The organism is Rufibacter sp. XAAS-G3-1, assembly GCF_013623775.1.
Taxonomy (GTDB): Bacteria; Bacteroidota; Bacteroidia; order Cytophagales; family Hymenobacteraceae; genus Nibribacter.
On record NZ_JABFAM010000017.1, the window covers coordinates 83,646 to 105,632 of the forward strand.

The 21,987-nt window shown below is 50.4% G+C and carries 20 protein-coding genes; 11 read left to right on the plus strand and 9 right to left on the minus strand.

Features of this window, described 5'->3' with window-relative positions; translation table 11 throughout:
* The first annotated feature begins 272 nt into the window (after positions 1–272).
* From nth to HHO50_RS17395, 4 genes are all read left to right on the plus strand, one after another.
* Positions 273–950, plus strand: a complete 678-nt coding sequence (gene nth / locus HHO50_RS17380; protein WP_181307855.1) for an endonuclease III — start codon at positions 273–275, stop codon at positions 948–950.
* Between the two features lie 222 nt (positions 951–1,172).
* Entirely contained in the window at positions 1,173–1,409 is a 237-nt protein-coding gene (vap15, locus tag HHO50_RS17385; protein WP_181307857.1) for a type II toxin-antitoxin system VapB15 family antitoxin, read from the plus strand.
* 121 nt (positions 1,410–1,530) lie between these two features.
* Positions 1,531–1,806: a putative toxin-antitoxin system toxin component, PIN family gene (locus tag HHO50_RS17390; RefSeq protein ID WP_181307921.1), complete on the plus strand. Its 276-nt coding sequence runs from the start codon at positions 1,531–1,533 to the stop codon at positions 1,804–1,806.
* Between the two features lie 88 nt (positions 1,807–1,894).
* Positions 1,895–2,512, plus strand: a complete 618-nt coding sequence (locus HHO50_RS17395; protein WP_181307859.1) for a hypothetical protein — start codon at positions 1,895–1,897, stop codon at positions 2,510–2,512.
* A 385-nt stretch (positions 2,513–2,897) separates the two neighbouring features.
* Here HHO50_RS17395 and HHO50_RS17400 read toward each other — a convergent pair whose 3' ends face one another.
* Positions 2,898–4,100: a glycosyltransferase family 4 protein gene (locus tag HHO50_RS17400; RefSeq protein WP_181307861.1), complete on the minus strand. Its 1,203-nt coding sequence runs from the start codon at positions 4,098–4,100 to the stop codon at positions 2,898–2,900.
* A 445-nt stretch (positions 4,101–4,545) separates the two neighbouring features.
* The gene (locus tag HHO50_RS17405) at positions 4,546–5,541 is read right to left on the minus strand and encodes a gliding motility lipoprotein GldB (RefSeq protein WP_255478796.1); all 996 of its coding nucleotides are present in this window, start codon (positions 5,539–5,541) and stop codon (positions 4,546–4,548) included.
* A 63-nt stretch (positions 5,542–5,604) separates the two neighbouring features.
* Here HHO50_RS17405 and HHO50_RS17410 point away from each other — a divergent pair, with 63 nt between their 5' ends.
* The gene (locus HHO50_RS17410) at positions 5,605–6,291 is read left to right on the plus strand and encodes a porin family protein (protein WP_181307863.1); all 687 of its coding nucleotides are present in this window, start codon (positions 5,605–5,607) and stop codon (positions 6,289–6,291) included.
* A gap of 475 nt (positions 6,292–6,766) precedes the next feature.
* On the opposite strand, the gene HHO50_RS17415 is transcribed toward HHO50_RS17410, so the two are convergent.
* The 3 genes from HHO50_RS17415 to HHO50_RS17425 all read right to left on the minus strand — a co-directional run bounded on the left by HHO50_RS17415 (position 6,767) and on the right by HHO50_RS17425 (position 9,835).
* Positions 6,767–8,371 carry an Rne/Rng family ribonuclease gene (locus tag HHO50_RS17415; RefSeq protein ID WP_181307864.1) on the minus strand — a complete coding sequence of 535 codons (1,605 nt, stop codon included), beginning with the start codon at positions 8,369–8,371 and terminating at the stop codon, positions 6,767–6,769.
* A gap of 216 nt (positions 8,372–8,587) precedes the next feature.
* Positions 8,588–9,469, minus strand: a complete 882-nt coding sequence (locus tag HHO50_RS17420; protein WP_255478797.1) for a M48 family metallopeptidase — start codon at positions 9,467–9,469, stop codon at positions 8,588–8,590.
* A 60-nt stretch (positions 9,470–9,529) separates the two neighbouring features.
* Positions 9,530–9,835 (minus strand): HU family DNA-binding protein, encoded by a 306-nt coding sequence (locus tag HHO50_RS17425; RefSeq protein ID WP_062543741.1) that lies wholly within the window; start codon positions 9,833–9,835, stop codon positions 9,530–9,532.
* A 191-nt stretch (positions 9,836–10,026) separates the two neighbouring features.
* On the opposite strand from HHO50_RS17425, the gene mutY reads away from it, so the two are divergent.
* The 5 genes from mutY (at position 10,027) to recG (ending at position 16,064) form a co-directional block, all read left to right on the plus strand.
* Entirely contained in the window at positions 10,027–11,103 is a 1,077-nt protein-coding gene (gene mutY, locus HHO50_RS17430; protein WP_181307866.1) for an A/G-specific adenine glycosylase, read from the plus strand.
* Between the two features lie 45 nt (positions 11,104–11,148).
* The gene (locus HHO50_RS17435; protein ID WP_181307868.1) at positions 11,149–11,634 is read left to right on the plus strand and encodes a single-stranded DNA-binding protein; all 486 of its coding nucleotides are present in this window, start codon (positions 11,149–11,151) and stop codon (positions 11,632–11,634) included.
* Positions 11,635–11,660: 26 nt separating this feature from the next.
* Positions 11,661–13,013, plus strand: coding sequence for a transporter associated domain-containing protein (locus HHO50_RS17440; RefSeq protein ID WP_181307875.1), 1,353 nt, complete (start codon positions 11,661–11,663; stop codon positions 13,011–13,013).
* Entirely contained in the window at positions 13,000–13,599 is a 600-nt protein-coding gene (gene gldD / locus HHO50_RS17445) for a gliding motility lipoprotein GldD (RefSeq protein ID WP_181307877.1), read from the plus strand. The genes HHO50_RS17440 and gldD overlap by 14 nt, the downstream gene beginning before the upstream one ends.
* A 368-nt stretch (positions 13,600–13,967) precedes the next feature.
* Positions 13,968–16,064 (plus strand): ATP-dependent DNA helicase RecG, encoded by a 2,097-nt coding sequence (gene recG / locus HHO50_RS17450; protein ID WP_181307879.1) that lies wholly within the window; start codon positions 13,968–13,970, stop codon positions 16,062–16,064.
* Between the two features lie 42 nt (positions 16,065–16,106).
* On the opposite strand, the gene HHO50_RS17455 is transcribed toward recG, so the two are convergent.
* Positions 16,107–16,337, minus strand: a complete 231-nt coding sequence (locus HHO50_RS17455; RefSeq protein WP_181307881.1) for a hypothetical protein — start codon at positions 16,335–16,337, stop codon at positions 16,107–16,109.
* Positions 16,338–16,775: 438 nt separating this feature from the next.
* Here HHO50_RS17455 and HHO50_RS17460 point away from each other — a divergent pair, with 438 nt between their 5' ends.
* On the plus strand, positions 16,776–18,224 hold the full coding sequence (locus HHO50_RS17460; protein WP_181307883.1) for a hypothetical protein: 1,449 nt from the start codon (positions 16,776–16,778) through the stop codon (positions 18,222–18,224).
* 191 nt (positions 18,225–18,415) lie between these two features.
* Here HHO50_RS17460 and HHO50_RS17465 read toward each other — a convergent pair whose 3' ends face one another.
* Genes HHO50_RS17465 through HHO50_RS17475 form a run of 3 tightly spaced genes read right to left on the minus strand, consistent with a single transcriptional unit; the run spans position 18,416 to position 21,858 of the window.
* A complete protein-coding gene (locus HHO50_RS17465; RefSeq protein ID WP_181307885.1) occupies positions 18,416–20,212 on the minus strand; it encodes an acyl-CoA dehydrogenase family protein in 1,797 nt (598 codons plus the stop codon).
* A 60-nt stretch (positions 20,213–20,272) separates the two neighbouring features.
* Complete coding sequence (locus tag HHO50_RS17470) at positions 20,273–20,629, minus strand: four helix bundle protein (protein WP_181307887.1); 357 nt, start codon at positions 20,627–20,629, stop codon at positions 20,273–20,275.
* 50 nt (positions 20,630–20,679) lie between these two features.
* A complete protein-coding gene (locus HHO50_RS17475) occupies positions 20,680–21,858 on the minus strand; it encodes an acetyl-CoA C-acyltransferase (RefSeq protein ID WP_181307890.1) in 1,179 nt (392 codons plus the stop codon).
* Between the last annotated feature and the right edge of the window lie 129 nt (positions 21,859–21,987).

Here is a 21,987-nt window from a genome sequence, read left to right on the forward strand (position 1 = left end):
TGGTGTAGAAGGCATGATGATTAGAAAAAGGCCTTTTGTAGAGACGCAATACTTTGCGCTGGCGTACACGAGCGTTCCATAAAGCCAAGGCGCAAGGTATTGCGTCTTGGCTTTGCTTTAGTCTACAGGCTACACCACTGCCCTGTTTTTACATTGAGGCTGGTTCTTTACCCACATCTTCAGGCTCATGAAGCCAAAGTTCCTGCTTTCAAGGGTTAGCCATACTAAGGCTAAAACCGTAAATTTGGGTCTATAAAAGATGTTAGCTTCCCATGCGCAAACCAGAGCGGTACCGCCACTTAATCTCCTATTTTACCCAGAACTTCCCCGAGGCCGAAACCGAACTGGATTACCGCAACCCGTATGAACTGCTGGTAGCCGTAGTCCTGAGCGCCCAATGCACCGACAAACGGGTGAACTTGGTCACGCCGCCCTTGTTTGAGGCTTTTCCTACGGCAGAGGTTTTGGCTACGGCTAGCCCCGAAGATATTTTCCCGTACATCAAAAGCATCTCGTACCCCAACAACAAAGCCAAGCACCTGGCGGGTCTGGGCAAAATGCTGACCGAACGGTTCGGCGGAGAGGTGCCGTCTTCCATTGAAGAACTGCAACTGCTGCCCGGCGTGGGCCGCAAAACCGCCAACGTCATTGCCTCGGTTATTTTCAACATGCCCGCCATGGCCGTAGACACGCACGTGTTCCGGGTTTCTAAACGGCTGGGGCTGGTGAGCAGCAAAGCGAAAACGCCGCTGGAAGTAGAAAAAGAATTATTGAAGCATATCCCGGTAGACTTGGTGCCCAAAGCCCACCACTGGCTCATTCTGCACGGCCGCTACATTTGCCAAGCCCGCACCCCGCAATGCGAACGCTGTCCGCTCACCCATTTCTGCGCCTACTACCAGAAGAACTGGCCTAATAAGCCAGATGATCCGCAGAATAAACTGGGGTGATGGTCTGTTTAAAGGCTGTTTTGATGAAAACGGGCTAAATTCGCCTACTGGCTATTATTTAGTTACTATATAGTATATTAGGTAGTTCAGTTACGGTTGTCTGTTGATTTCGACAGATACCGTAGATGTCTGTCCCGTTTATACAGGGGGTTATTGGCAAGCTAAAGAACGGAAAATCTGGAAGCGAAAATTTTTGTAAATTGGGTTAAATGTCAGAAACAGATGAAAACAGAATCATATAATATATCATTAAGCTTTGATCAAATTCTTGATTTAGTGCGAAAGCTACCAAAGAGCCAGAAAATCAAGTTGTCAAAAGAACTGGAAAAAGAAGCTATTGACACCAAGCTTTCTAAGCTACTAACTTCTTTTCGGACAGAAGAACTGTCTTTAGATAGTATTGACCAAGAAGTAGAGTTGGTAAGACAGGAACTTTATGCCAAATTCAAGAAGGATTAAAGTAATATTTGACACCAATATCTGGATTAGCTTTCTTATCGGCCAGAGGTTAGCTTCAATTAAAGAATTCATATCTAATGGCAAAATCCAGATAGTTCTTACAGAACAGTTGATTACCTAAATAAGATTAGTAACACAAAGGCCAAAACGGAAGAAGTACTTCAACCAAGAGCCTGTTGAAGAGCTATTATTGTTAATAGGAACAATTGGCAAAGTTTACCAAATAAAGCCTAAGCACCACTTAAGCAGAGATGCAAAAGACACTTTCCTGCTGGACTTAATTGACAAATCAAAGGCAGGCTACTTGGTAACTGGCGACAATGATTTACTTGAATTAAGTAAATTCCAAACAGCATCTATTCTAACGCTGAAAGAATTTGAAGAAGTACTTAAATAAGCTTACCCCGTTGGCTAGTATATACAAAACCCTTGCGACACTTTGACCTTTGCATATACTAGCCGCTGGGGTAATGTTAATTAAAAAGATGATGCAATCTCCAGAAGAAGCAAGGCAAGCAATATCACAATGCTACGATGCAATCATCAAAGAATGCCGACTGATATTAGCCTCTGAACTTCATTACCAAGCAATGATTTATTATCACCTTAGACAAACAGGACAGATATCTTTCAACCAGCTTGGCATGAACGTGAAAACAACGATAACAGAAGTTCAGAACGACTTCTTTCATCAACGGATTCTATTGAAGAATGAAAATTACCAGAGCAGCGGACTTGAAATCATCCCAGACATTACTTTTTTCTCTGAGAGAATCAACCACGACTGGAGAAGAAGAAACTTCGAGAATACCCTAAAGGAAACAATTTATTCTCTTGAGGTAAAAGCATCTGAGAGGCACAAAAGCCGATTGAGGCAACTGGAAATTCAAACCGACATTCAGAAGTTAATAGCCCAGAGACAAGAAACCCAACGATTATACCATAAAAGAATAGGAGTAGGAATGTTCATCATAGATGTAGCCCCAGATCCAATCGAAAGAATGAAGGAATCGGCATTAGCCTACATCGTTGAATTCGCTAAACTAAATGAAGTAGATATATGGTATTTTAATCAGGATAGCAGAATTGAAGCATTGGCGTAAGAAACACTACACACCCAAGGCATAAACGCCAGCCTCGCCCGACGGTCTCACACGTTGTTTCTACTATTTGTTTATACTATTTGCTAATTGATGAAACATGGGAACAATAAGGTCACGAGGTAAAATCAACATTATTGATACTCTACCTCGTGGAAAAGGCGCACTAGCTGAAAAGGATCTTCCCTTACTGAAGTCTCAAAGGAATCTACCAAGGAGAAATTCCTCTTTAGAGCATGTTTAAATTTCATCTTTGCGCTGCAAACGACCATAAAAAGAACCTGCATTCGCCTTTTCTCGCACCGTAGCGCTGCTCCAAAAACGCTTCTGCAGAACCTTTCTCTGATCATTTTCGCTGGCAAACCTCAAATTTAAACAAGCTCTAAGATCAGTTCCCCCCTCCCACCACCTCCTCAAAAACCTGTTCCAGAACAGGTACCATCTGCAAGCGGTCAAACCGCTCCCGCGCCACTTGGGTAGCGTTCTCCCGCATCACCGCCATCTCTTGCGTATGCGCAAGACGCTGCACCAAAGACGTTGCCAGCGCTTCTGCGTCACCGGCGGGCACGTACCAACCACAGCTATGATTCTCTACCAGTTTCTTCGTCCAGCCGGGATTAGTGACCACTACGGGGGTGCCTACCGCCAGGCTGTCAAATAATTTGCCGGGGGAGTTGACTTCCAGTACGGGCAGATCAATAAAAGACACCAAAGAAACAGCCGCAATGGAGAAAAGGGCGAAAACCTCATGCCGGGGAAGCGGGGGCAACAATACAATGTTGCGCTGCTGTTTTGCGGCTTCTTCCAGCAAAGGAGCCTCAAAACCCTGCCCGGTGAACACAAAGCAGATATTGGGATGATCTTGCAGCAGTTGCGCCGCGTGCACCAGCATAGGAATATCATTGGCCCGGCCGTACGTACCCGCGTACAGCACCACCTGTTTTCCTTGCAGATTCAGTTTTTCCCGTAAGGCAGTCTGTTCTGTCAGAGAGATGGGTCGCGGTGGAATATCGGTGCCGTTTACCAGCGTCGTAATCTTTTGAGGAGAAATACCTTGCCCCACAATATACTGCTCCATTCCTGAGGAAAGCGGAATAAGGTGCGCCGCATTCCGGTACAAAGAAGCTTCCATCTTGTATAACTGCCGTTGCACCAATACAGAAGGCACCGCCCCCATCTGAATAGGGAAAGCCGGCCAGAGATCCTGCACCTCGAACACCCAGGGTACTTTCCTGAACCTAGCCACCTGAGCCGCCGCCCACGCGGTAGTCAAAGGTGTAGAAACGCCCCAAATCACATCTGGTTTGGGCATCTTAAGTCCTTTTACCAGCGCATGGGCCGCGAAGGAGCCGAAGGCCTGCAGGCGTTGCACCACTCCCATCTTATTAGAGTAAGGCGCATCAATAGACACCAATTCTACTCCCGGCGGCACCCAGTCATACAGGTTGGTAAGGCGTTTACTTTCCCAGGCATTTGAGGTGATCAACGTAATGCGGTGCCGTTTCACCAATTCTGCCATAAACGTGTAATGTCGGCACGTGGCCGGGCAGTCTGGGTTATGGTGGTACTGGTGGAACAGCGCAATGTGCATGGTGGTAGGAGGAAGAAGTACGTTTCAGAGCCGTTTTTTTGAAAACAGGCGCAAAACAAAAAGCAAGTTACATGCTGTAAGGAACCACGGTTCGGACATTTGGGTTGCTGAATTTCTTCGCTCCCCTCGCAGACGCATGTACGGCTCCTTCGGCCTCTGCCCGAGAGAAAAACCGTTCAGGAATCTAAACAAGCGGGATGCTACTACGTAAGCAGACAGTTTAAACGATGTATTTTGCCATCCTGGAAGGATCTTGCGGGCAAACTAGAAATACTCTTCTGAACCGCCATTACCGTTCGCTACCAAGATCCTTCCAGGATGACAAAGAAAAAACGTGTGGTTATCTGATCTTTGTACTTAATTGCCCACATTCCTCAGAGTCAAGCTAAGAACTACTCAGCGTTTAAGGGCTATTCTTGCTAAAACAACCCAAAAACGCTGGCCTTTACTTTTTCTGAGGCTTGTATTTAGAGCCATCCAGAATTTTGCGGGCGTCTTTTTCCTCCATCAGTTGCTGTAGCGTGACTTGGGGGTTGTTCTCCATGTAGGCGCGCACAATCTGCCAACCTACCCACGTGGCTACCCGGCCCGGGCAGCGTTCGCTGATCTCGGGTACGTTGGGGCGCTCGCCCACGTATTTCCGGATGGTGAACTGGCTGGTTTCATAGAGCAGCCCTTTCTCAATGAAGTGGGCCCATATCTTACCCTCATTGTATTTCACATCGGCCAGCTCCTGGCCAGAGTACCAGATAATGAGTGAGTCTGGGGTGCAGGGCAGCACTTTCTGGGTGAAGTAATACGACTTGCCGTAGTCTATCATCTCATCCAGCATCTCTTTGTTCACAAAATCTGTTTTGTTGAATTTGTTGGAGACCAGCAGCATCACAGACGGCACCAGGTTCTCTTTTTCGTAGCGCTTGAGAATATACTCAGGGGCCTGCGGCCGATAGGCGGCTTCTTTGCCTATGAAGAAATCCAACCCTAACACAAGCAGGCTGTCGCTCACCAGCAGATCACGGCTGAGGCCCGAGATGAACGTCTGCACTTTGGGTAGATTGAAAGACGGATAGAAATGCTTCACGTGCTTAAAGCCATTCTCCAGGCCCTGCTCTATGTCCTGCAGGTTTCCAAACCGCTCCTCGCTTTGCCTTGCCAGCTTGTGGATGCTGGTATCAGTGGCTAGGCGGAGCAGGTTTTGGGCCATGAGTTCCTCTGAGGGGTAGCGGTCGCGCAGCAGGAATTTATCTCTCAGGAGCGGCTCCTGCTGTAGAAAAGCCTGCATCTCTGGCACAGTTTTTATCTGAAAGAAGCGTTGCTCCAACCGGTCTATTTTCAGGTCAACCGGCAGGCGGGATATCTCTTCGGGGATTTCGCACGTTTCCTTCTTGGAACAACCCACACTCAACAATACAGTAAACAGCAGCAATAAATAGCCTCGCATCCTTTTTCTATCCTTTATCTTTAAGCAAATTTAACGTACTAATTCTTAATACCCTCTTACCCTATGAAGATGATTCGCTTTACTCCCCTGGTTTTCATTCTGGCCGCTCTTTTCTTCTGCTCGCAGGAAGCATCTGCCCAAGTAGAGATTGGGGTGAAAGTATCACCCTCGGTGACCTCTACCCGCACCATTGCCAGAGACCAATACAATTTCAAGAACGACGGGGCCAGCGCGGCGTTTGGCATGGGCATTATTGCCGACTACTTTTTTGGCGCGAACTACGCCTTCGGTTCGGGTTTACTTTACAGCACGAAGGGCGGCGAAGTATCATACGACTACTCACCAGTAGCCGGCACTTTTTTGAGAGCAAGCGATGACATCAACCTGCAGTACCTGGAGATTCCGCTTACACTCAAGCTTTTCACCAATGAAATTTCCAGCGGCACCCGGCTTTATTTCCAGGCGGGCGGCTCTTTGAACACCATGCTGGCCGCCAAGGTCAACGACCGGAAAGTGGACAATAACTCTGGTGACCGCTACACCAAACGTTTTAACACCTTTGAGATTGCGGCTTTGTTAGCTGCGGGGGCAGAATGGCAGCTAGGCCAAAGCACCAAGCTTTTTGGGGGCATCTCTTACCACCGCGGCCTTACCGACATTGACAACAATTACTACTCAGACCTTTTCAGTGACAAAAAGGTAGAACTCAAGAACAGCTCCTTCGCCCTTGACTTCGGGATTAAGTTCTAAGGCTGTTTTAGCCTTCTTTTAGGGAAAAAAGGCTAAAAACGAAAGGTACTGGAAAGTCTTCTCGACGTTGTTAGCGTTCCCCGATGTTGATGTTATCACTAACAATTTGTTTGCCGTTGTTGGTGTTGTCACCATAGCCGTCAGGCTAAGAAGGAATGTGTACGACGTTACTGGGTAACGTCGCTACGGAATACCCTGTAGCCTCGTTACCCTGTAACGAGGTTTGTGCCCTTAGCCAGACGGCTGTGTGTGATCACCAACAACCTCTAATCAGTTCAGTTTGAGGGCAGTTTTGCGTAAGGAACCGATAAAGGATTGTTGGTGAGAACACCAACAATGGCACGGAAATGGCCGAAGTTTAGATTCGTTTCAGGCTTCTTTTTGAGAAAAGAGGCTTGAAACAGAATGCACCGGCATGAAAAAGCCCCCGTTTCACAACGGGGGCTTTTCTTTTATATCGCAGGCAGTAGAAGCGTTATTCTGTTTCTACGGCGCGGTCTTGTAACCCATTTACTTCTGTGTAAGCCGATTTCAGCTCAATCTCGTCGCCGTGTTCATCCATCACCTTGAAGTCTGTGAGGGCGAGCGCCGTATCTTTCATCACGTTCACCCGCTTAAAGTGCTTCAGGAACCATCTCGTTTGTTTGGACAGGATTCCCTTGGTGTAATACGCATGCAAGAACGGATGCACGAACAGCGTAATGTTTTTCTGATTCTGGCGCGTGAGCAGATCTTCAATGGTCTGATCTATCTCATCGGTTACCAGAATACTGGCAGATATTTTGCCGCTGCCTCCACAGGTAGGGCATACCTCGCCGGTTACAATGTTCTGCTCAGGCCGTACGCGCTGGCGGGTAATCTGCATGAGGCCGAACTTGGAGATGGGCAACACCGTGTACTTAGACCGGTCTTTCTTCATTTCCTCCTTCACCACATCCTGCACTTTCTGCCGGTTATCGGCTGATTTCATGTCAATGAAATCCACTACAATGATTCCGCCCAGGTCCCGGAGGCGCATCTGACGCGCTACCTCTTTTGCCGCAGTAAGATTCACATTCAGCGCGGTGGCTTCCTGATCCGTCTCGGAGTTGGATTTGTTTCCGCTGTTCACATCTACCACGTGCAGGGCCTCTGTGTGTTCAATCACCAGGTACCCCCCGCCGGGAATGCTCACTGTCTTCCCGAACAGGGATTTCAGCTGCTTTTCAATGTTATAGTGTTCAAAGGTCTTCACCTTGCCCGTGTAATGCTTTAGAATACTAAGCTTATCTGGGGCTATGGTTTCAATGTAGGTTCTGATTTCATCGTGCAACTTAGCGTCGTCTACCACAATGCTGTCAAAACTCTCATTCAATATGTCTCTCAACATGGAGGAGGAGCGTCCTAGCTCCCCAATTACTTTGTCGCGTTCCTTGGCGGTGCGCAACTTAGCAATGCCTTCTTCCCAGGTGGCGACCATGGTACGGAGGTCTTTGTCTAACTCCGCCACCTCGCGGCCTTCGGCCACGGTACGGATGATCACGCCAAAATTATCCGGTTTAATGGAAGTTATCAGGCGTTTTAGACGCGTACGCTCCTCTTTGCTCACAATCTTCTTAGACACGCTTACCGTGTTAGAGAAGGGCACAAGCACCAGGTACCGGCCGGCCAGGGAAATCTCACAAGAGAGCCGGGGCCCCTTGGTAGATATTGGCTCTTTTACAATCTGAACCAAGATTTGCTGTCCTTTTTTCAGGACGTCGGCCATCTTGCCCAGTTTGTCTATTTCGGGCTCAAACTTCACAGAGGTAAGCTTGGCAGGCGTGTTCTTCTGGGTCTGCACCATTTTCACGTATTTGTTGAGAGTCTTGATGTTCTCTCCCAAATCATGGTAGTGCAGGAAGGCGTCTTTGGTGTACCCAATGTCTATGAACGCAGCGTTCAGACCGGGCATCACCTTTTTCACGGTTCCCAGGAAAATATCTCCTACAGAGTAGTTGGTATCATTCCGGTCGAAGTGATACTCTACTAATCGCTTGTCCTGAAGAAGGGCTATTCGTTCTCCATCTTGAGTAGAATTAATAATTAATTCGTTACTCAATGTATTAGATGCTTAGGTGGAAGAATATACCAAAGCCCAGCATCACCTAAAAGGCAATGTGGGCTTTCAGAATCAAAGGCCGGGCCTTATTTTTTCTTATGTCTATTCTTACGAAGACGCTTCTTTCTTTTGTGCGTAGAGATCTTATGTCTTTTTCTTTTTTTACCGCAAGGCATAGTGTTGATGTTTTATGTGTGAAAAATATTTTAACTCGTTTTATTGAGCGCTGTTCAGGCGCTGCAGGTAACTGTCTACTGAGGCCTGCACCTCAGGGTTTTTGCTGATCTGCTTTACCTTCTGGAAAGATTTCTGGGCCTCGGCCTTCTTCCCTGTCTCGGCTAACGCAACGCCCATGTAAAAGGTGCCCTCTACGTGGTTAGGGTTCACCACCAACAACTCCTGGAAACGCTCCACCGCCTTTTCATACTGGTTAGACTGGATAGACAGAACGCCCAGGTTAAACAAGGCTTTCTCGTTTTTAGGATCTGCCGAGATCACTTCCCGCAGCAGGGTAATGCCCCGCATGGGTGTGCTGCTGGAGATGTAGGTCATGGCCAGGTTGTTCTTGGCATCCAGATTGGTGGGGTTGTTTTTCAGCACCTGCTCATACAACCCCTGCACTTTGGCACTCAGCTCCTGCGAGCGTTCCTGCGTAGCGGCAAAGGTGAATGCCTCAAAATACTGGTCGGCCGCCTTCTGGAAGCTTTTCTCGCCTGGTCTTACCTGCGCTACCTGCTCGTAGAAATAACCGGCGCTGTCATGCTTGGCAATGGCCACGTACTTCTGCGCCAGTTCATCTGCCAGTTTGCCTTTGTCCTGCGGGCTGTTGGCCTGGTTGAACTTGGCGCGTAACTCCGCAATCTCCTTCACTTGGGCAGGGGTAGCTACCACATGCGCCGCGGTAGGAGCTGCTGCTTCATCGGCGTGGTCTTCATGCCCCTCATGGTTAGGGTCATGGGTAGACTGATCTGCGGCGGCGGCTCCGTTAGCAGCGAACTCGCCTTTCTTATCTTTGTTGATAATGACTTTCGGCAACAACGCCATCAAAACAGCCAGCACCACGGCAGAAAGAATAAGGGCTATCCGACCTTTTGACATAGTTTCGTTATCCAAAAATTATTATGACACAAACAGTTAGGGCTGCAAAGGTACAAAAAACTAAGAAACTACCGTTTCTTTGATTTTTTTGCTGTTTTTGATCTTAGAGACAAAGGTCTTAGACGGCTTAAAGGAAGGGATAAAGTGCTCGTCAATGATGATGGACGTGTTTTTAGAGATATTGCGGGCTACCTTCTTCGCGCGCTTCTTATTCACAAAGCTTCCAAAGCCACGCACGTAAATGTTATTACCATCGGCCATGGAGTCCTTCACCACTTTGAAGAACGCTTCTACTGTGGCCGCAACATCAGATTTTTCAATCCCTGTCTTATCCGCAATTTCTGATATAACTTCTGCTTTAGTCACTGGTTTAATCTTTTAAAGGTAATTGAGTAAAGATGAATATGTTTGTACAAACCTTATGCCGCACTTCTACAGCACCCTGAAATCGGGGCACAAAGGTAGCCGGGCTTTTCACAAAATAAAACTATTTGTTTAAAAATCTGTTGGCCTTTGCGCTGCCTACCACCAGCATACCAATATGTTAAAGCCTTTTCATGGCCACTTCTACCCCCACATTCTTCAGTAATGCCCTTCTTGCCTGGTATCCCCGGCACCGCCGTCCGCTGCCCTGGCGCGAGACCACAGACCCGTACGCCATCTGGCTTTCCGAGATTATTCTGCAGCAGACCCGCGTGCGGCAGGGGCTGCCGTACTATCTAAAGTTCATAGAAAGGTTCCCTACCGTCCTTGATCTAGCAAACGCCCCCGAAGATGAAGTATTGCGTCTCTGGCAAGGCCTGGGCTACTATTCACGGGCCAGAAACCTGCATTACACGGCCAAACAGGTGGTTTCTGAGTTTGGCGGCGAGTTTCCTGGAAGTTACCAGGGCTTGCTCCAATTGAAGGGCGTGGGTTCTTACACGGCCGCCGCCATTGCCTCTTTTGCGTACCAGGAGCCGGTGGCCGTGCTGGACGGAAACGTGTACCGCGTGCTGGCCCGCGTGTTTGGCCGCCACGAGAACATTGCCGCCCCCGCCAGCAAGAAAATCTTTGAGGAAATTGCCAACGCCCAGATTCCGGCAGATAATCCAGACACCTACAACCAGGCCATAATGGAGTTCGGGGCTATCCAGTGCACGCCCGTGGCACCAGACTGCCTGTTCTGCCCTTTGCAGCAGGAGTGCTTCGCCTTTCAGCATGGGTTAGTCAATGTGTTGCCGGTAAAAGAGAAAGCCAAAAGCAGCCGCCAGCGCTTCTTCCATTACCTGGTCTTGCAGTACGAAAACAAGCTCTATTTGAAAAAACGGCCCGGAAACGACATCTGGCAAGGCCTCTATGATTTTTTCTCCCTGGAAACCGACACCCTGCACCCAGACCCCAACCTATTCCAGGCCCAGGCCACCGAAACTTTAGCTATTCCGCCTACGCCTTTCAGGAGCACGGGCAAGGTGTACAAACATATCTTAAGCCACCAAAAAATCGCGGCCCAATTCTATCTCATTCCGCTTCGTTTCCGTTTAAGGGAGGAAACAGAGGAAAGTATTGGCATCCAGCTATATTCTATTGAAGAAATAGAGGCCCTTCCTAAACCAATTTTGATCCATTCATTTTTGAATGAGCATTTCTTTTAGTATTTTTATAAGCTAAATCAACTTCAACCCACCAGATTCTACTCTATGGCAAGCATTAATAAAGTTATCTTAATCGGCAACCTTGGCAAAGATCCGGAAGTGCGCCACTTAGAAGGCGGTGTGGCCGTGGCCCGCTTCCCGTTGGCTACTTCTGAAACGTTCAAAGACAAGAACGGCGAACGCCAGGAGCGCACTGAGTGGCATAACATTGTGGTCTGGCGCGGGCTGGCAGAGATAGCGGAGAAATACGTGAAGAAAGGCCAGTCTGTGTACATTGAAGGCAGAATCAGAACCAACAGCTACCAGGACAAAGACGGGGTGCAACGCTATAGCACAGAGATCGTAGCTGATAACATGACCATGCTGGGCAGCAGGCCCGAAGGCAGCGCAGCGCAGGGCGGCGGAAGCTACAGCAACGAGGCGTCTTCGGCTAGCGTAAATACTACTGGTGGCAGCACCGGCGGCCAAAACAGAGGCGGAAACGCTAAGTCAGCGGCCTATGACGAGGAGCCGGACGATCTGCCTTTCTAAACTATTGTTGAACCAAAATTTGACTTTTGGAAAGTATACCTCCATTAGGAGAGCCCTCCAGTTGGGGCTCTCTCTTACTTTTATCCCTTCCGGCTTCCAGCCAACTGGAGTGGGTTTTTCCTTTTGCCCTCTTTGTGCTGCTCTTAGGCGGCAACATAGCCATTACGGCCGCGTTGGCGGCTTATCAGCAGTTTCTTAGCAATACCACCTCTGGTTCAAAAACGGTTTTCCCAACAGCAGCGCTGTATCAGGAGCCGGAGAAAGTTGTTCTGGCGGGTGTCTTTCTGGCATCTACGCTTCACTTATTGGCAGGCCTGTGTGGCTACTGGCTTTTAACCCTCCTTTTCGCTTTTTACCCCCTAAACCCGTGGGGGCTTACCATAGGCGCCCTGGCGGCGGCGGCAACTGTCCTGCTGGTGCTTCGGGGGTATTTTTCCCGCTGGGGCAGACGCAGGCAGGAAGCAGCTTCCAGCCCGGTGCTGGTTTCTGTTCTGGAAGTTATCCAAACCCTGGGATCACCGTTTGTTTCCTTGCTTTTGCCTTTACGGGGCTTAGTGGGGCAGACCAGAACCGCGTTCGGAACGCCCTCGCCCTCAGAAGAGCTGTCGCATTCTTTAGACCAGACTCCCACAGAACCCGCCTCGCCAGAGGAAAAGGGGTTACTCAAAGCCATCGTGAATTTCAGTGCTATCACGGTCAAACAGATCATGCGGTCTAGGGTAGATGTGATTGCCCTGCACCGCCGGTTGCCTTTTCCGGCGCTTCTCAAGCAAATTCACCAGTGCGGTTATTCGCGCATTCCGGTCTATACCCACGGGCTGGACAAGCTGGACGGCATTCTGTACGTGAAAGACTTATTGCCTTACCTCAACGCCCCGGCAAACTTCGTGTGGCAAAACCTCATCAGAACGCCGTACTTTGTGCCCGAAACCAAGAAAATAGACGAGTTGCTGCGCGAGTTCCAGGAACGCCGCGTGCACATGGCCATCGTGGTGAATGAATACGGCGAAACCACGGGCCTCATTACGTTAGAAGATGTGATTGAGGAAATTGTGGGCGAGATCCACGACGAGCTGGACGAGGAAGAAGACCATTACTACACGCAATTGGACGAACACACGTTCCTGTTTGAGGGGCGCACCTCGCTGCACGACTTCTGCAAAGTAGTAGACGCTCCCGCTGAGCTCCTGAAAGACATTAAAGGCGATGTAGAGTCTGTGGCCGGCTTGATGCTGCGCCTTTTCTCCCGCATACCACATACCGGCGATGAAACCCAATTGGGGCCATACGTTTTCCGGATTGAAGCCGCCGACAGTAAAAGAGTAAAGAAAGTACGGGTACACGAAGCGGTACCCCACCCTCATAATGAAAAAGAATAATCCCTTCTGTCTTGCCGCCCTCTTGGGTAGCCTTTTGTTTTTAGCCGGCTGCGCCGAAGAGTACACGCCCAAACCAAAGGGCTTTAACCGCATTGACCTGCCTGAGCCTAAGTACGTAACGTTGCAGGAGTGGCATCCCTACGTGTTTGAGCATTCTGTGTACGCCAAAATCCTGAAAGACTCTTCCCTCATTGCCGAGCCGCACTGGATTGATATCTATTACCCGCGTTTCAAGGCCAACATTCAGCTCACGTACAAGAACTTCAACCAAGACCCCAAGATGTTCAATGACTTGGTAGAAGATGCCCGTAAGCTTACCTCCCGCCACCAAATCAAGGCCTACGCCATTGAGGAAAGCCAGATCAAAACGCCCACCGGCATTACGGCCAGCGTGTTTGAACTAGAAGGCGAAGTACCCAGCCAGTTCCAGTTCTACCTCACTGACAGCAGCAAGCATTTCTTCCGGGGTGCCCTTTACTTCAGAACCTCCACGTCTAATGACTCTCTGGCCCCGGTCATTGAATACCTGAAGAAAGACGCCGTGCACCTGCTAAATACCCTGCACTGGACGGAGCAAGTGAAATAGCGTTTGTGTTTCTGGGCTGTTTTCAGGAAAACAGGCCCAAAACGGCAGGCGTAGACACTCGTAAGGAGCTGCGCGCGCACTAGGAGGTCTTTGGAGCGGGCGGCATCGCGGAAACAGGCGGGTAGAAAGTACTGGCGCGAGACTTTAGCCTCGTGACTAAGGATGAAGCGAATCTCCAGACTCGCCGGGAACCACCAGCAGGCGCACGTAACAGCAGGGAGCAAAAGAGGGCATAAGTTTTGGCTATCTACCTCCTCTTCCCATTGGTCTCCCTCCCATCTTTTCCCTAACTTTACAAATCAGCTTTGCTGGCGTTTTCGGGCTCTTTTCCGGAAAACAGGCTTAAAACAGGGCTGTTTCTGCCATAGGTGTCTTCCGGCTTCTTCCATACCAAAATAGAGTTTCTCAAAGGCGTTGGGCCGCAGCGGGCTACCTTGCTGCAGACCGAGCTGGGCATTTTCACCTATGGTGATCTGATCCAGCACTACCCATTCCGGTACATGGACCGCACGCAGTTCCACGCCATCTCAGACCTCACCGAAGACATGCCCTACGTGCAGATCAAAGGGCGTATTCTGGAAAAAAACCTGCTGGGCGAAGGCCGGAAACAACGCTTATCGGCCATTATCAGAGATGCGTCCGGTGAGTTGGAGTTGGTTTGGTTTAAAGGCGTAAAGTGGCTGAACGTCCAACTGAAGGTCAATCAGGAGTACATCGTCTTCGGGAAGCCCAGTCTGTTCAACGGGCGTTTTAACATGCCGCACCCCGAACTGGAGGAAGCCACTGAGGTAAAGCAGGGCCAAAGTTTTCTGCAACCGGTGTACCACACCACCGAGAAACTGAAGAACCACCGGGTAGACAGCAAGGCCATCAGCAAGATGATGTTTGATTTGCTCAAGCAAGCGCCCACTCACCTGTCAGAGACCCTTACGCCCGAACTGGTAGACCACTACCGCATGCTTTCCAAGCGCGAGGCCATGCTGCAGGTGCACTTCCCCAGCAACTGGGACACCTTACAGGCCGCGCGGTTCCGCCTGAAATTTGAGGAGTTGTTTTACACCCAGCTCAAGCTGCTGCGCACCCGCACCAAACGCAAAGCCGAACTGGCCGGTCAGGTCTTCAGCAAAACACCCACGCTCACCGAGTTCTATAAAAACCACCTGCCTTTTGACTTAACCAACGCCCAGAAACGGGTGGTGCGCGAGATTTACCAGGATGTGACCAGCGGCCGTCAGATGAACCGTCTCTTGCAGGGCGATGTGGGCAGCGGGAAAACCATTGTGGCCTTCGTGACCATGCTTCTGGCTACTGACAACGGTGCCCAAGCCTGCCTCATGGCCCCCACCGAAATCCTGGCCGACCAACACTACCAGGGCCTGAAACTCTACGCCGACAAACTGGGCATTTTGCTGGGCAAACTCACCGGCTCCACCAAAAAAGCCGACCGCCGGGTCTTGCATGAACAACTTCGCTCCGGCGAAATGAAAATGATTGTGGGTACTCATGCGCTTTTAGAGGATGAAGTGCAGTTCCAGAACCTGGGCCTCTGCATAGTGGACGAACAGCACCGTTTTGGCGTGGCTCAGCGCTCTAAGCTCTGGCAGAAGAACCCACGTGTCATTCCGCACGTGCTGGTCATGACGGCCACGCCAATACCCCGCACGCTGGCCATGACCCTGTACGGTGATCTGGAAGTGTCGGTGATTGATGAACTTCCGGCGGGCCGCAAGGAGATTATCACCGTGCACCGCTATGACAGCAACCGCCTGCGGGTGTTCGGGTTTATCAAAGAGCAGATAAAGCTGGGCCGGCAGATCTACATTGTGTACCCGCTCATTGAAGAGTCTGAGGGGCTGGATTACAAAGACCTCATGGACGGCTACGAGAGCGTGACCCGCGCCTTCCCCGAGTACCGCGTGAGCATGGTGCACGGCAAGATGAAACCCAAAGACAAAGACTTTGAGATGCAGCGGTTCGTGAAGCACGAAACCCACATCATGGTAGCCACTACTGTGATTGAGGTGGGCGTGAACGTGCCCAACGCCAGCGTGATGGTGATTGAGAATGCCGAGCGGTTCGGGCTGGCGCAGCTGCACCAGTTACGCGGGCGCGTAGGCCGGGGGGCCGACCAAAGCTACTGTATCTTGATGACGGGCTACAAAATCAGCAAAGAAGGCAAAACGCGCATAGAAACCATGGTGCGCACCAACAACGGTTTTGAGATTGCCGACATTGATTTGAAGTTGCGCGGGCCGGGAGATTTGATGGGAACCCAACAGAGCGGCGTGCTGGATCTTTTGATAGCCGATTTAGCCAAAGACGCCAAAATCCTGAAGGAGAGCCGCCACGCAGCCCTGGGCATCATAGAAAAAGACCCGGACTTAAGCCTTCCGGAACATGCCAATTTGTTGCGGCACATCCGGTCGCTGAGTGCCAACGCCGTTAACTGGAGCCGGATCAGCTAGGCCTGAGTCTGGGTCTTTTAGCAGGAATGCTATTGAAAACGATTAGTTGAAAGAGTAAGTAAATGTTTCTTCCGTAATTTCTTTTTTAACAGTTGGTACTACTAGATTCTTAGTCTGCTGGGTTGCCGGGAAATCCTGCGGCTTGTTCAGTGAATAGCTATCTTCTGTGGGCACCTTGGCGTTGGTCACGACATCACTGGTAGCCTCTTCTTTTAAAAACTTCCCTACCAGAATCATTCCCACCAAGACTAACATCTTAAAAGTAAATTTCATAAGCGTACTAGATTAAATGTGTTTCAATACTCTAAAGCAAAATACGTGGGTTCACCAGAAACAATAATTACCAAACCAATAGGTTATTGTTACTTATTTGTAAACTGGTTACTGCACTAGTCTCAGAATAGCTTATCATTATTTTAATAAGCCTAAGAGTGTACGCACTTACTAACGTTGGGTTAATTTTCCAGCAAAAAAATTCCCCCCAGATGAAAGCAGCACGCATTCTTATATTTTAATAGTAAATAATAAGTTTTATGTCTGTCTGTCTTGCTCTTTTACAAGCGGTTGCAAAGGTAAGGATTATATTCACAATTACATTATTCCATTACACATTTCACAATTTCTTAAAAATACGCTGTTTGCGCTAGTATATAATTAATGCAATACCGTGCGTTAAGGGGTATATTTGCCTAAAACCTAAATATTACATTTATGCGTTACAGCGCTCTGCTCACATCTCTCTTTCTTCTGGTAGTCTGGGCCGGAATAAGCCAGGCGCAGGCTCAAAAAATTAAATCATCGGCTTTCACCTACGCCCCTGAGGCCACCGGAGACCAGTACAGCCAACGCATTCCCCAAAAAGCCTTCGCGGTGAGTTCCACAGACTTTGTGACCCTCAGCCGGAAAGCAGACAAGACGTATGCCCTCATCCGCTACGGCGAAGATCTGAAGGAGACCTGGGCCACCCCGGTGTCATTGATAGGCCAGGAAACGGTAGAAGCTTTCTCCCACAACAAACAAACGGTATTGCTGATTACCCACCGCGTCATGGCCGACCAAGGCAGCCAGGCCCTTTACGGCCGGTTGTTTGACGTGGCCACCGGCAAAGAACTAAAGCAAACCAAGCTCCTGGACGCCCCCAGCAAGAGCCGTCGTTTAGCCGTGGCTACCTCGGCAGACGGTTCTAAGTTGGTAGCCTACCACGCCATTACCCGCAATGATGAACTGCGCTCATTGCAAGCCGCCGTGTATGACGCTTCCCTCACCAAGATCAAAGACCGAACCTATGATCTGGCCGGAGTAGGCAGCCAGGTAAGTGCCCAGGTGCAGATAGACAACCACGGAAATCAATTCGTGAGCATTCTCACCAACAACTCCATGCGCCTGAGCGTGCGCCGCTACAACAACCGCGACAACGAGATCAAAGTCATGGAAGTAATGCTGGGCGGCGTGTTTGGCGGCGAAAAGGTGTACGTCATGGACACGCATTTCCAGCTGCACCAAGACAGCAGCCTGTACGCCGCCGTGTTGGTAGCCGAGGAAAAGAAGGGCGAATACCACAGCCTGAAAATGGTTCGGTTTGACTACGCCGCCGGCAACATGCGCTTCGCCGATGAATTCCGGTTTACGCCCCAGTTTACAGAAAAGCTCACCAAAGCCACCGGTGCCCAACGCCTGGAAGACATCTATCTCTCAGACATCCTCATCAGTTCTGAAGGCCAGACCTTGGTAATGGCCGAGAAAAAGTACACTGAAGGCGGCGAGAACAGCGACTACCACGCCAAGGAACTCCTGCTGTTTGCCTATGATGAGTACCTGCACCCCACCTGGAATTCGGTCATTCTCAAAGACCAGGTAGCGCCTGCCACCGAAGGCTTTGCCGGCATCTCCTACCGCGCGCACCTCACGGGCAACCGCCTGCAACTGCTCACCCTGGAAACCATCAAAGGCAAAACCGACCTCTACACCCGCTCCATCCACCTGCTGACCGGCGCGGCAGAACCACCCAAGGCCGTAGGCTTGAACGTCGCCAATGACAAACAAGTCGCTTTTGTCAAAGACTTCACCACCTGGCTGGATGAACGCACCATCACCGCCGTGAACCGGCCCAACAAAGCCTCGGCCGGACTACGGTTAAGCCGAATCACTTTTAAAGATTAGGTTGTTTCGGGGCTATTTATAGAAAAACGGCCCCAAAACGGAATATCATGTAGGGGCAACCACAAGGGATTGCCCCTACAGAACCTAATATCGCCTCTTTTTCATAATTCACTCATAAACGGAAAGCCCCACCAATTGGTGGGGCTTTCCGTTTTGGGCCTGTTTTGGCCAATTCAGGCCTAAAACGCACATTAGTACACGTACTCGTTCGCTTTAATCATTTGGGCAGCAACCCGGCGACGGGCTTCTTTGGTGTTGAACGGCTCCAGTTTGGTGAAGCGTTTCAACCCGATCAGCAGTAGTTTCTGCTCATCACCGGGCTCACTCATGGCAGCGATGGCTTCTTTCCCGGCTTTGTTGATGCGGTCTGCGGCGTCATTGATCACCACGCGGGCCATGTCCAGTTGCACGGCATGGGCTTCTTCGCCGTTGCGGCTTACCAGTTTCTCCACGCGCAGCAAGGTAGACTCGGCAATGTAGGTCTGGATGGCCATATCGGCGATGTACATCAAGACTTCCTGCTCTTTGTCCAGGGTCATCATGAACTTCTGCACGGCGGTACCGGCGGTCAGCAACACGGCCTTCTTGAACTTCTGCACGGCTTTCTTCTCGTAGGCGAACAGCGTGGTGTCTTCATCGCCGAAGTCTGGGATCTCCATCAACTCTTGTTGCACAGCGGCGGCGGGGCCCATCAAATCCAGTTCGCCTTTCATGGCTTTCTTCAAGATCATGTCTACAATGAGCATGCGGTTGATCTCGTTGGTACCCTCAAAGATGCGGTTGATGCGGGCATCGCGGTACGCGCGGTCCATGGGGTAATCTGCGGAATAGCCGTAGCCCCCGTAAATCTGCACGCCCTCGTCTACCACGTAATCCAGCACCTCAGAACCGTCCACTTTCAGGATGGCGGCCTCTACGGCGAATTCGCGGGCAGCTTCCAACACGGCTTCGTTGTAGCTTTTGCCGGCGGCCAGCAGTTCCTGCTCTTTGTTGTGGATGTCGTGCCCGGCCCGGTACAGGGCAGATTCTACCGCGAAAATGCGGATAGCCTGCTCGGCCAGTTTGTGGCGGATGGCCCCGAACTTAGAGATCGGAATCTTGAACTGGATGCGCTCGTTGGCATATTTGACCGACAAATCAGCGACCATTTTACAGGCGCCTAAACAAGCGGCGGCCAATTTAATACGCCCGATGTTGAGGATGTTGAACGCAATCAGGTGGCCTTTGCCCACCTGGCCTAACACGTTTTCCTTCGGCACTTTGCAGTCGGTGAAGAACACTTGGCGGGTAGAAGAACCTCTGATTCCCATTTTATGCTCTTCGTTGCCCAGGCTCAGGCCTTCGTAGCCTTTCTCCACAATGAAGCCGGTGAACTTGTCGCCGTCTACCTGCGCGAACACAATGAACACATCGGCGAAGCCGGCGTTGGTGATCCACATTTTCTGGCCGTTGAGAAGGTAGTTCTCGCCCTCCACGTCCAGCACGGCTTTGGTCTTGGCGGCCAACGCATCTGACCCGGAACCCGGCTCGGTTAAGCAGTAAGAAGACGCCCACTCACCAGATGCCAGCTTGGGAATGTACTTGGCTTTCTGCTCCTCGGTTCCGAAGTACAAAATAGGCAACGTCCCGATACCGGTGTGCGCCGCAAAGGCCACCGGGAACGAGTGCCCGGAACCTACTGACTCCGTTACCAACAAAGACGAGTTGAAATCCATGTTCAGCCCGCCGTACTCCTCCGGAATGGCCACGCCGAACAAGCCTAAATCACCGGCTTTCTGCATGAGGCTCTCCATGAGGCCTTCCTCATGGTTGTCCAGGCGCTCCACCAACGGGTGCACCTCCGTTTTCACGAACTGCTGGGCCATCTCGGCCATCATGCGCTGCTCCTCAGAGAAATCCTCTGGGATGAAAATATCGGCGGCGTTGGTTTCCTTGATGATGAACTCACCGCCTTTTAGCGTTCTAGAAGCTGATTCTGTATTTGCCATTTGATTTACTATTTTATCCGTTTAGACGTAAGACACAGGACATAAGACTCAAGACTTTTCTCAGTCGTAGAGTAATTTGTCTTTAAATCCATTAATCATGCGTTGCACCATGCTGACTTGCTGGAGCAACGGTTGTAAACCCACCTCACTCACGAACCCAAAACTTTGAGCCAAGAGCAATTGCGTTTCTACTTCAAAGGCTGAGCCTCTTGCTATATTAAGGAACTGAATAAATTCCTTGTTACCGCCTCTTCCTGCTCCTTCTGAGATATTGGACGGAACAGAAACGGCAGACCGGTTGATTTGTGATGTAAGACCGTATCTCTCATTAGGTGGGAAAGTGGCTGATAGTTCATACACTTGTTTGGCCAGTTTCATAGACTCCTGCCAAATCTTAAGTTCCTTGAAATTATGCATGAAGAATCCTGTGTCTTATGTCTTACATCTTGTGTCTGCCGCGAAAGCGCCTACCTCAAAAACTCGTAAATCCCTGCCACGCCTTGGCCGCCGCCCACGCAGGCCGTCACCATCCCGTATTTCTTGTTCTCGCGACGAAGGTCACTGAACAACTGCACGCTTAGTTTGGCCCCGGTACAGCCCAGCGGGTGACCTAACGCAATCGCGCCACCGTTGGGGTTCAGTTTGTCTGGGTCAATGCCCAGTTCCCGCATCACGGCAATGGACTGTGAGGCGAAGGCTTCGTTCATTTCAATGAAGTCGATGTCTTGCAGGTTCATGCCGGCGTTTTTAAGGGCTTTTGGAATAGCCTTTACCGGCCCCATGCCCATGATGCGCGGGTCTACGCCTTCGGCGGCGTAAGAAACCAGCCGGGCAATCGGCTCAATGTTCAGCTCTTTGACCATGCGCTCGCTCATGACAATGACAAACGCAGCCCCGTCTGACGTCTGCGACGAGTTACCGGCCGTCACGCTCCCGTTGGCCGCAAATACCGGACGGAGCTTGGCCAGCTTTTCAACGGACGTATCGGCGCGCGGGCCTTCATCGGTGTCAACCACGTAGGAGCGGGTTTTCTTTTTGCCGTTCTCGTCCAGGTAGGTTTCTTCCACATTAATGGGCACGATCTGGTCTTTGAACCGGCCTTCCTCAATGGCTCTGATGGCTTTCTGGTGCGAGGCGTAAGCAAAGGCATCCTGGTCTTCGCGGCTTACTTTATAGTCGTTGGCTACGGCCTCGGCGGTCAAGCCCATGCTCAGGTAGTACTCTGGGTGTTCCTTCGCAATTTTGTAGTTAGGTGAGGTTTTCCAACCCACCACCGGCACCAGACTCATCGACTCTGCGCCCCCGGCAATGATACAATCAGCCATGCCCGCCTGGATTTTGAAAGACGCCGTGGCAATGGTTTCAATGCCGGAGCCGCAGTAGCGGTTCATAATGGCACCAGGCACGTTGATAGGCAGGGAAAGCAAGGAAATCATTCGTCCCATCTGCAGGCCTTGCTCGGCCTCGGGCACCGCGTTCCCTACCAACAGGTCGTCTACGCGGGCAGGGTCTAATTGCGGCACGGAGGCCAGCAAATGTTTGATGACATCGGCCGCGAGGTCATCGGGCCGGGTGAACCGGAATACCCCGCGGGGCGCTTTCCCCACGGCGGTTCTGAATCCGGCAACTATATAGGCAGTTTGCATTTTCTTTTCTGTTTTTAAGTTAATGTGCTACTTGTTTAATGTGCTGATGCTAACCAAATTTCTGTTTTTGACCTGTTTTCGGAAAAACAGCTTAAAAACAGCCCATCACATTTTCATTTACTTTCTCTA

Excerpts from the sequence above, each read along its gene's own strand:
- HHO50_RS17465 (WP_181307885.1), bottom strand. The coding sequence starts at position 20,212 with ATGGCAAATACAGAATCAGCTTCTAGAACGCTAAAAGGCGGTGAGTTC.
- HHO50_RS17400 (WP_181307861.1), bottom strand. The coding sequence starts at position 4,100 with ATGCACATTGCGCTGTTCCACCAGTACCACCATAACCCAGACTGCCCG.
- HHO50_RS17435 (WP_181307868.1), top strand. The coding sequence starts at position 11,149 with ATGGCAAGCATTAATAAAGTTATCTTAATCGGCAACCTTGGCAAAGAT.
- HHO50_RS17475 (WP_181307890.1), bottom strand. The coding sequence starts at position 21,858 with ATGCAAACTGCCTATATAGTTGCCGGATTCAGAACCGCCGTGGGGAAA.
- HHO50_RS17405 (WP_255478796.1), bottom strand. The coding sequence starts at position 5,541 with ATGCGAGGCTATTTATTGCTGCTGTTTACTGTATTGTTGAGTGTGGGT.
- HHO50_RS17410 (WP_181307863.1), top strand. The coding sequence starts at position 5,605 with ATGAAGATGATTCGCTTTACTCCCCTGGTTTTCATTCTGGCCGCTCTT.
- vap15 (WP_181307857.1), top strand. The coding sequence starts at position 1,173 with ATGAAAACAGAATCATATAATATATCATTAAGCTTTGATCAAATTCTT.
- HHO50_RS17420 (WP_255478797.1), bottom strand. The coding sequence starts at position 9,469 with ATGTCAAAAGGTCGGATAGCCCTTATTCTTTCTGCCGTGGTGCTGGCT.
- HHO50_RS17470 (WP_181307887.1), bottom strand. The coding sequence starts at position 20,629 with ATGCATAATTTCAAGGAACTTAAGATTTGGCAGGAGTCTATGAAACTG.
- HHO50_RS17460 (WP_181307883.1), top strand. The coding sequence starts at position 16,776 with ATGCGTTACAGCGCTCTGCTCACATCTCTCTTTCTTCTGGTAGTCTGG.
- gldD (WP_181307877.1), top strand. The coding sequence starts at position 13,000 with ATGAAAAAGAATAATCCCTTCTGTCTTGCCGCCCTCTTGGGTAGCCTT.
- mutY (WP_181307866.1), top strand. The coding sequence starts at position 10,027 with ATGGCCACTTCTACCCCCACATTCTTCAGTAATGCCCTTCTTGCCTGG.
- nth (WP_181307855.1), top strand. The coding sequence starts at position 273 with ATGCGCAAACCAGAGCGGTACCGCCACTTAATCTCCTATTTTACCCAG.
- HHO50_RS17455 (WP_181307881.1), bottom strand. The coding sequence starts at position 16,337 with ATGAAATTTACTTTTAAGATGTTAGTCTTGGTGGGAATGATTCTGGTA.
- HHO50_RS17395 (WP_181307859.1), top strand. The coding sequence starts at position 1,895 with ATGATGCAATCTCCAGAAGAAGCAAGGCAAGCAATATCACAATGCTAC.